General features: G+C 66.1%; 8 protein-coding genes. All 8 read right to left on the bottom strand.

The features are described 5' to 3' along the window. Positions 1-475 (bottom strand): methionyl-tRNA formyltransferase (locus tag K9L28_10650; protein ID MCF7936787.1); only part of this gene is annotated, 475 nt, incomplete at its 3' end. Positions 476-486: 11 nt separating this feature from the next. Continuing rightward, a complete protein-coding gene (gene def, locus K9L28_10655; GenBank protein ID MCF7936788.1) occupies positions 487-972 on the bottom strand; it encodes a peptide deformylase in 486 nt (161 codons plus the stop codon). Between the two features lie 85 nt (positions 973-1057). Then, on the bottom strand, positions 1058-2824 hold the full coding sequence (locus K9L28_10660) for a S1 RNA-binding domain-containing protein (GenBank protein MCF7936789.1): 1767 nt from the start codon (positions 2822-2824) through the stop codon (positions 1058-1060). Beyond that, on the bottom strand, positions 2790-3680 hold the full coding sequence (gene ispH / locus K9L28_10665) for a 4-hydroxy-3-methylbut-2-enyl diphosphate reductase (GenBank protein ID MCF7936790.1): 891 nt from the start codon (positions 3678-3680) through the stop codon (positions 2790-2792). The genes K9L28_10660 and ispH overlap by 35 nt, the downstream gene beginning before the upstream one ends. Continuing rightward, positions 3677-4636 carry a tRNA (adenosine(37)-N6)-dimethylallyltransferase MiaA gene (gene miaA, locus K9L28_10670; protein ID MCF7936791.1) on the bottom strand — a complete coding sequence of 320 codons (960 nt, stop codon included), beginning with the start codon at positions 4634-4636 and terminating at the stop codon, positions 3677-3679. Before miaA ends, ispH begins: the two co-directional genes overlap by 4 nt. A gap of 1 nt (position 4637) precedes the next feature. Beyond that, the gene (mutL, locus tag K9L28_10675) at positions 4638-6452 is read right to left on the bottom strand and encodes a DNA mismatch repair endonuclease MutL (protein ID MCF7936792.1); all 1815 of its coding nucleotides are present in this window, start codon (positions 6450-6452) and stop codon (positions 4638-4640) included. A 1-nt stretch (position 6453) separates the two neighbouring features. Then, positions 6454-9012 (bottom strand): DNA mismatch repair protein MutS, encoded by a 2559-nt coding sequence (gene mutS / locus K9L28_10680; GenBank protein MCF7936793.1) that lies wholly within the window; start codon positions 9010-9012, stop codon positions 6454-6456. Positions 9013-9032: 20 nt separating this feature from the next. Then, the coding region (ruvX, locus tag K9L28_10685) for a Holliday junction resolvase RuvX (GenBank protein ID MCF7936794.1) at positions 9033-9383 on the bottom strand (351 nt) is incomplete at its 5' end.

Here is a 9383-nt window from a genome sequence, read left to right on the forward strand (position 1 = left end):
CCTCCGACCCGATGGCCACTCGCTCACGGCCGAGGACCGGCCCGGCGTCCATGGCCTCCACCAGCCGGAAGACCGTCACCCCTGTCTCGGCGGGGCCCTCCATGATGGCGCGCTGCACCGGGGCGGCGCCGCGGTACCTGGGGAGCAGCGATGGATGGACATTGAGACAGCCGTACCGGGGCAGTTCCAACAGCCGCCCGGGGATCCGCCGGCCGAAATCCACCACGAGCACCGCATCGGGCCGGGACGCCTCCATGGCGGCAAGAAGCCCTTGCTCTTCACCGATTCGGGCGGTGCGCCACGGTTCGTACCCGGCCCGCCGGGCCGCCCCCTCCAGGGGCGTCGGCCGGGGCTTCAGCCCCCGACCCGCCTTCCGGGGCGGCGCCGTCACCACGCCCTCAAAGGAGAACGTGGAGACCATCTCTGCAAAGCAGACAGCAGCGAAGTGGCCGGAACCGAGAAACCAAAGCCTCATCGACAAGGGGATCAACCCTTCTTCTTTCGGAATTTCCGCTTGATGACCTGCCGTTTCATCAGCGACAGGTGGTCAATGATCAGCGTGCCGTTAAGGTGGTCGATCTCATGCATCAGCGCCCTGGCCAGAAAGCCTTCGGCGTCGATCCGCCGTTCCGTCCCGTCGGGGTCGCGCGTCGCCACCACCACCTGTGCCGGTCTGGCGATGTCCTCGAAGATGCCGGGGAAGCTCAGGCAGCCCTCCTCGGCGACGATCTCGCCGCTCTGTTCCCGCACCTCGGGATCGATCAGGACAAAGCGCTCGCCTTTCACCTCGACGACGGCGATCCTCCGGGACACACCGATCTGCGGGGCCGCCAGCCCCACACCGTCGTGGGCGTACATGGACTCCCACATATCCTCGAGGAAGGCCGCCAATTCTTCGCCGAACCCCTCTTCCTCCGCGTTTTCCGCCCGCAGCACCGGATCCGGGTATATCTTGAGCGGCAACACAGCCATTGTTCCCATCTCCTCATTGCACAACACACTGCCGCACCCCCGGAGGGGTACGGCAGTACCGGACTATTGTTCTTCAGAACCCTTCCTAGTTATTGAAGACATCCCCGAGGAGATCACCGATGGTCACGGCGGCATCGTCCTCCGTGTAGGAGTTGTTCTGCTGCTTCTTTCCTCCTGCGGACTTGGCGGGACGGTCCCGTTTCTGTTCCTTTTTGGGCTCCTCGCCCTGCTGGAGGGCACTGAGGCTGAGACGGATCCTCCGCTCCTTCGGCTTGACCTCCAGAATGCGGGCCGTCACCTCCTGCCCTTCCTGCAGGACATCGCCGGGCTTGTCCACACGCTCCCTGCTCAGCTGGGAGATGTGGATCAGTCCTTCCACGCCCTTCTCCAGCTCCACAAAGGCACCGAAGTCGGCGAGGCGGACCACCTTGACGTCCACATCCTGGTTCTCCCAGTAGCGTTCGCCAACACCGTCCCAGGGATCGTGGAGCTGCTTGTAACCCAGGCTGATGCGGCGGCGCTCCTGATCGACATCGAGGATCTGCACCTCTACCTCCTGGCCCTTGCGCAGCACATCCCGGGGATGCTTGATGCGGGTCCAGCTGAGGTCACCGATATGGACCAGCCCCTCCACGCCCGGCTCGATCTCCACAAAGGCGCCGAAGTCGGTGAGGTTGGTGACGGTACCCGTGGTCTTGTCGTCCTTCTGCCAGCGTTCGCCCACACTCTCCCAGGGGTCGTTCTGGAGCTGTTTGATGCTGAGCGAGATACGGTCCCGCTCCTGATCGATACCGATCACCTTGACCTTCTGGGTGTCGCCCTTCTTGACGATCTCCTTGGGCTTGGCGTTGCGCTGCCAGGAGAGCTCGGAGATGTGCACAAGGCCTTCGATGGGCCCGAGATTGACGAAGACTCCGAAGGAGGTGATGCTGCTGACCGTCCCCTCGAGAACCGTCCCCTCTTCGACCTCGTCGTAGAACTTGTCGCGCTGGTACTTGAGCTCCTCCTCGAGGACGGAACGCCTGGAAAAGACGAGACGCCGCTTTCTGCGGTCCTTCTCCAGCAGCTTGACCTCGAACTCCTCGCCGATAAACCGGGCCGGATTGACCCCCCGCCCTTCCTCGGCGAGATGCGAGATGGGGATAAAGCCCTCGATACCGCAGCAGTTGACGATCAAACCGCCTTTTACCTTGCGCAGGCCCTCAACGGTCACCACATCGCTTTTCGCCAGCGCTTCCTCGACGGCGCTCCAGCGCTCGTCGAACTCGGAGCGCCAGCGGCTTACGGTAAGCTGGGCTTCCTCGTTCTGGATCACATTTATAACCTGCACGCGGATCTTGTCGCCCACGTTGGGTTCTTCCACTTCTTCCACCAGCGCCCGGTGCGTCCACTCCTTGCGGGGCAGATAGCCTTCGCATTTGTAGCCTACGTCGACAAGCCATCCGTCGCTGCTCGTGTCGATGACCTCACCGTCAACCAGCATCCCCCTGTGGACATCCTGGGTGGTGTACTTCTCCATCATCTCTTCCTGGTCCAGAAGCTGTTCCATGCTCTCCCCGCCATCGGCGGGCTCGCTCTGCTCGGCTGATTCCGCGGTCTCGGCGGATTCGGCCTCGATCTCCCGGCCGGCTTCCTGCTCGACCTCGGTGTCCTCTTCGGCCTCGGTCTCGGCTTCCTCTTCGGCCTCGGTTTCAGCCTCCTGTTCGGCCTCGACCTCGGTGGCCTCTTCCTGCTGCTCCACCTCTTCTTCTGTGGATACCGTTTCCTCCACAGTCTGTGCGGTTTCCTGGTTCTCCGTGGGATCCACCTGCTCGGTCTCAGTGGTCTCCACTTCTCGGTTGTTCTCCAACATAACCTTCCATCCCCCTTGACGACCTGCGCGTCGCGAGTCTTGAGATAAGTTTATCGATAAGCCAATCCGGGGTGCTCGCCCCGGCGGCAACTCCCAATATAGAATGCTTGTCAAGCCATCGACTGTCAAGCTCTTCCGGGTCTTCCACCCAGGTCACATCCACAGATTCGCTCTCGGCTATCTCAACAAGCTTCCGCGTATTCGCGCTATTCTTGCCACCTATGATAATAATACCATCAACATCCTGTGCCATAAAGCGCACAGCGTCCTGGCGGGCCGCCGTGGCTCCGCAGATTGTGTTGTACACCCTGAGCTCGACAATGTGCGGCACCAGTGCCGCCACCACGGCCGCAAGGTTCGGCTCCTTCTGCGTGGTCTGGCAGACCACCCCCACCTTGCCTGAAGGAAACGTCGCCGGCAATGCCTCCGGACCGCTCACCACATAGGCGCGCCCGATGACGCAGCCGCGGATGCCGCGTACCTCCGGATGGTTCTCGTCTCCTACAATCACGACATCGTACCCTTGATCGGACAGGAAGGCGGCCCGTTCCTGGGCCTTGCTGACAAAGGGGCAGGTTCCGTCGATCAGATGGACATTCCGGCGCCGGCACCGTTCCATCTCCTCCGGGGAGAGCCCGTGGGCGCGGACAAAGACTACAGCACCCTCCGGCACATCCTCTGTATCGTGCACCACTTTCAGACCAAGCCGCTCCAGCCGTGCGACCTCCGGCGGATTGTGGATCGGGCTGCCCAGGGCATAGACCTCGCCGTAGTCGCGCAGTGCTGTCTCCAGGGTGTCGATGGCCCGACGGACCCCGAAACAGAAGCCGTTGGGCTCCGCACAACGTACTGTCAATCACGTTCCTCCCCTGCATTCGCCAGGCAAAGCCCGCAGATTTCGTCAAAAACCGCCTCGTCGGCACAGGCACTGCCAGCATCATACCACACAACGCCAGGAAATTTCCGGAACCAGGTCATCTGTCGGCGGGAAAAGGCCTTGGTGGAGCGGATATCCCCCTGGATCGCCTCCTCCAGCGTGCATTCCCCCTGCAGATGGGCGGCGATCTCCCGGTATCCGAAGCCCTTCATGGCGGGAAGATCCCTGGCAAAGCCCTTTTGGAGCAGCCACGCCACCTCCTCCACATATCCGGCGGCAAACTGCGCCCGTACCCGCTGGGCAATGATACCGTACAGCCCGCCACGATCCGGTGCAAGGCCGATGTACCGGGGTTCCACCGGCGATTCCATCCGTTCCTGTTCCCCATAGACCTCCGTCACCGGTTTGCCGGAAAGAAGGGTGATCTCCAGCGCCCGCACCACCCGGGTGGTGTCGTTGGGGTGGATCGTCGCCGCCGCTCCCGGATCCGCCTTCTGCAACCTGGCGTGCAGCGCGGCCCGACCGTTCCGTTCCGCCTCCGCTTCCAGCTCCCTCCGGAGCTGCTCGTCTTTCGGCAGGTCACCGGAGAGCAGCCCCTCGGCAAGAGCGCTGAAATAGAAGGGCGTGCCGCCCACCAGCAGCGGCAGCCTCCCCCGCGCCCGGATGCGCCGCACCGCATCGGTAGCCTGACGGACGAAATCCGCCGCGGAGTAGACCTCATCGGGATCGGCCACATCGATCAGATGGTGCAGGATCTCGTAGCGGGTCTGCCGGTCCACCTTGTCGGTCCCCACATCCATGTACCGGTAGACCTGCCGGGAGTCCACGGAGATCACCTCGGCGTTGAGCTCCCGGGCGATCCGCAGACTCAGCGATGTCTTGCCCGACGCGGTCGGGCCGATGAGAGCCGGCACAACGATGCGTTCCCCGGGCATGCTACTCCCTCCCGAAATAGCGCGCCAGCTGCGCCGCGGCGATACGCCGCACCGTCGGACGTCCATGGGGGCAGCTGTCGGGGCGCTCGCTGTTCTGCAGTCGCTGCAGAAGCCGCTCCGCTTCCCGGGGCGCCAGCCTCTCGCCGAGCTTCACCGCTCCCCTGCAGGCACGCATCGCCCAGCGGGCCCAGATCTCCCGGACGGGTTCGTCGCGGTTCTCCTCCACGGCCGCCACCGCCGCACGGAGCAGCGCCACCGGTTCGGCCGCCTCCCCGACGGCACCGAGAGACGGCACGGCGTCGAGCCGCACCGTTTCCGCTCCCGCAGTCAGCGAGAAACCCAGCTCCGCAAGCCCTTCCCGATACTCCTCGGCCTGCGCCGCCAGTGTGGGGGGCAGGACGATCCCTTCCGCCATTCCCTGCGAACGGATCCCTCTCGTGCCGATGTCGAGGATCTCCTCGTACCGCACCCGCTCGTGGGCCGCGTGGGGATCCATGAGCAGGAGGTCGCCGCCGTCGTCGAAGAGCAGGTATCCCGTGTCGAGCTGGCCGAGATAGCGCACCGGCCGCTCCTGCTCCCGCCTCCCCCGGTCTGGTGCGGGATCGGTCGATCCGACACCGGGCATGGGCGGCCCTTCGCCGGGGGCCTCTGTCCGGGGTTGCGGCCCCCTGGAGGCCTCGTTTCGGGTGTCGAAGGGCCAGGCCTCCCTGTCAGGCGCCTGTTTTTCGGGGCCCACCACCCCCTGAAAGGCGGCTCGTCCCGAGGGTGCGTGCACCCGGTTCCCGGAAAGCGGCGGACCGTGCCGTTCCCGCTCTTTCTGGGGCGGACGCTCCGGCACCGGCCGATCCAGTCCGACCTCCAGCGGGGCGCCCAGCAGCTCCGTGCCGGCCCGGCGGATGATATCGAAGATCTCCCGGCTCCGCTTGAAGCGCACCTCCCGTTTGGCGGGATGGATATTCACATCCACATCCTCCGGCGGCACCCGGACAAAGAGCAGCCACTCACCCTCGGTGCTGCCCCTGACCTCGTGCAGCGCCGCACGCACCACACCGTCCTGGAAAAAGCGCCCGTTGACAAAGGAGACCACATTCATCCGCGACCCGCCCGGCGCCGGCTGCCACCAGGCGGTCAGCGCCGACCGTTCCCCCTCCACGGAGGCATGGCGGGCCGGGGGCTCGGGCCCCCAGAGCTGCTCCAGGAGGGACGGCAGCTCCCCGTCGCCCGGGGCGGCGAAGGTCCGGCGGCCGTCCTTGTAGAGCTGGAAGGCCACCTGCGGATAGGCCAGCGCATAGCGCTGGACCACCTCCACGATCCGCCGGTACTCGGCGGCGGCGCTCTTGAGGAACTTCCGCCGGGCCGGCAGATTGAAAAAGAGATCCTCCACCTGCACCCTGGTGCCCGGCGTACAGGAGATCCGCCGGGGCTCCCCGGGCTCGCCGGCCTCCGCCCGGATCATCCCGCCTTCGTCGGCGTCGCTGCGGCGGCTGCGGAGCTCCACCCGTCCCACTGCGGCAATGCTGGAGAGCGCCTCGCCGCGGTACCCCAGCGTCCCGATGTGCTCCAGGTCGTCGATCCCCTGGAGCTTGCTGGTGGCGTAGCGTTCGAGGGAGAGCGAAAGCTCCTCGAAGGGGATGCCGCCGCCGTTGTCCTCCACCACGATACTCCCCCGGCCGCCCTGACGGACCGCCACGGTCACCCTGGTCGAGCCGGCGTCGAGGGCGTTCTCCAGAAGCTCCTTGACCACCGAAACGGGGCGTTCCACCACCTCTCCCGCGGCAATACGGGAGGCGATCTCCTCAGGCAAGCGATGGATCATCTCAGACACCTTCCCTTAGTACACGGCGGCTCCGTCTGGTGAGGGAGGCCACCCGTTTCAGCATATCATCGGGATCCATCCGCCGGGCGTCGAGCGAGGCCAGCTCCTCAAGCAGCGCGTCCCGCTCCACCGAAAGCAGCCTCATCTGTCCGCCCCTGGCGACACGCCGACGCTGCGGCGGTTCCAGAACGCGCTGGCCCTCCTCGAACTCCTGCAGCAGCTCCCGGGACCGGGCGATCACCTGATCGGGGATCCCCGCCAGACGGGCCACCTCGATCCCGTAGGAGCGGTCCGCCGGCCGGCGCACCACCCGGTGCAGAAAGACGATCCCGTCGGCACGCTCGTCCACATCCATACTGAGATTCACCACCTCGCGGCAGCGCTCCGCAAGGTCCGTCAGCTCATGGTAGTGGGTGGCGAAGAGCACCTTGGGCCGGCAGCCGCAGTGGGCCACCAGGTACTCCAGGACCGCCCAGGCGATGCTCATCCCGTCGTAGGTAGAGGTCCCCCGGCCGATCTCGTCGAGCACCACAAAGCTCTTCTCCGTCACGTTGTGGAGGATGTTGGCCGTCTCCAGCATCTCCACCATAAAGGTGCTCTGCCCCCGGTCCAGCTCGTCCCTGGCGCCGATACGGGTGAAGATCCGGTCGGTCACGGGGATCACCGCGGCCTCGGCGGGGACGAACCATCCCATCTGGGCGAGGATCACATGCAGGGCGGCCGTGCGGAGAAAGGTGGACTTGCCGGCCATGTTGGGCCCCGTCACAATGGCGATCCGCTCGCCGCCGCTGTCTAGCTCCACATCGTTGGGCGTGAAGGGCTGGTCGGGCAGCGCCATCTCCACCACCGGATGGCGGGCCCCACGCAGGGAGAGCCGTTCTCCCTGGTTCACCTCGGGGCGCACGTAGCCTCCCTCCCAGGCGAGGTCCGCCGCCGCTGCAAGCACATCGAGCTCCGCCAGGGCGTTGCCCAGCTCCTGCAGCGGCTCCGTCAGCGCCAGCACACGCTCCACAAGGGCATCGTAGAGGGTCCGCTCCCGTTCCCGGATCTTTTCCAGGGCGTCGAAGACCTTCTCCTCGAACCCCTTCAGCTCCTCGGTGATAAAACGCTCGCCCGACACCAGGGTCTGCTTCCGCTGGTACTCTTCGGGAACCTTGTCCTTCTGGGTGTTGCGCACCTCGATATAGTACCCGAAGACCTTGTTGTAGCCCACCTTGAGGTTTTTGATCCCCAGCCGCTCGCGCTCCACGGCGGCAAACTCCTCCAGCCAACGATCGCCGTGGAAGCCCAGCGAACGGTACTCATCCAGCTCGGCATCGTAGCCCTGACGGATCATGGTCCCGTCGCCGGGCTGTCTGGGAGGCTCCTCGGCCAGTGCGCGTTCCAGTTCGGCCGCCACCTCCGCGAAGGGCTCCAGGTCAGGGAGATCCCCGCCCGGCAACGTTCCGCTGCAGGCGTCGCGGATCCCGGGATAGGCCCGCAGGGTGTCCCGCACCGCCGTCATATCCCGACCGGTGCCGACCCCGAGGCTCAGCCGCCCCAGAGCCCGTTCCACATCGCGGCAGGCGGCGAGCCGCTCCTGCACCGTCAGCAGCATGGCGCTGTCCGCACGCAGCACGTCAATACGGTCGTGCCGCCTGGTGATGGCATCGACCTCACGCAGGGGCCGCTCGATCCAGCTGCGGAGCATCCGGCGCCCCATGGCCGTACGTGTCCTGTCCAGGATGGACAGAAGCGTCGAACCGGGGCCTTCCAGCAGCTCCAGGTTACGCTGGGTGGTCACGTCCAGATGGAGGTACCGCCCCTGCAGCAGCGGCCGGATCCGCCGCACGTGGCGGGCCGCCGCATACTGGGTCTCCTCCAGGTACTCCAGCAGCGCCGCGGCGCACCCAACCGCCTGGTCGCCGGAGCGGAGACCGAAGCCCTCCACCGAGCCGAGCCCCCAGGCGCGGAGCAGCCGCCGTTCCCCGTCGCCGGGGTCGAAGGAGGCGCGCTCACGCTCCACCACCTGCGTACCGGGGCAGGAGCGCGTCACAAGCTCCTCGACACCCCGGGGGCCGGTACGGGGGAGCAGTGTCTCGGCCGGCGACATGGAAGCGCAGAGCGCCATGGCCTCGCCGGAAGGGAAGGTCCCCGCTTCCAGCCGCCCCGTGGCCGGCCGCAGAAAGGCGACGGAGAGCTCCGCACCGGCGGGGGCCACCGCCGCCAGAACCCCGTCGCGGCCGCTCTTTTCGGGCACATAGGTCCCCGGCGTCACCAGCCGGATAACCCGCCGTTCCACCAGCGTCCTGCCGTCGGGCTCGCTGCACTGCTCGCAGATGGCTACACTGTAGCCCTTCTCCACCAGCCGGCCCATGTAGGTCTCCACCGCATGCACCGGCACACCCGCCATGGGGATCCGTTTTTCCTGGTCCCGGGCGGTGAGGGCGATGTCGAGCACCGGCGCCGCCACCCGGGCGTCATCGAAGAACATCTCGTAGAAATCCCCCATGCGGAAAAAGAGCAGCGCCTCGGGGTAGGCCTCCTTCCACCGTACATACTGACGCAGCATGGGTGTCATCTTCACGCCTTCGGGAAGCTTCACAGGTCGTTCCCCCCGTGGTACTCAAGATAGCTCTGCAAGAGGATCGTCGCGGCCACCATGTCCACCCGCTTCTTCCGCTGTTTCCGGGACACGTCGCCGGCCAGCAGCGACTGGTTGGCCACGGTGGAGGTGAACCGCTCGTCCCACATCTCCACGGCACTCTGCGGATAGCGCTCTCCCAGCTGCCGGGCCAGCTGTCTGGCGGACCGGGCCTCGGGCCCCTCCTCGCCGCCGGTGCGCAACGGCAGCCCCACCAGCAGCACCGACGGGTGGTACCGCTCCACCAGCGCATCCAGCTCATCCCGCCACTCCCCCCGCATGGAGAGGACAGCGACCCCCTGGGCAAA

It is taken from the genome of Synergistales bacterium (assembly GCA_021736445.1).
Taxonomy (GTDB): domain Bacteria; phylum Synergistota; class Synergistia; order Synergistales; family Aminiphilaceae; genus JAIPGA01.

What these genes read in the sequence shown, in the direction of transcription:
- def (MCF7936788.1), bottom strand. Translation starts at nt 972, where the DNA reads ATGGCTGTGTTGCCGCTCAAGATATACCCGGATCCGGTGCTGCGGGCG.
- K9L28_10660 (MCF7936789.1), bottom strand. Translation starts at nt 2,824, where the DNA reads ATGTTGGAGAACAACCGAGAAGTGGAGACCACTGAGACCGAGCAGGTG.
- miaA (MCF7936791.1), bottom strand. Translation starts at nt 4,636, where the DNA reads ATGCCCGGGGAACGCATCGTTGTGCCGGCTCTCATCGGCCCGACCGCG.
- mutL (MCF7936792.1), bottom strand. Translation starts at nt 6,452, where the DNA reads ATGATCCATCGCTTGCCTGAGGAGATCGCCTCCCGTATTGCCGCGGGA.
- mutS (MCF7936793.1), bottom strand. Translation starts at nt 9,012, where the DNA reads ATGACACCCATGCTGCGTCAGTATGTACGGTGGAAGGAGGCCTACCCC.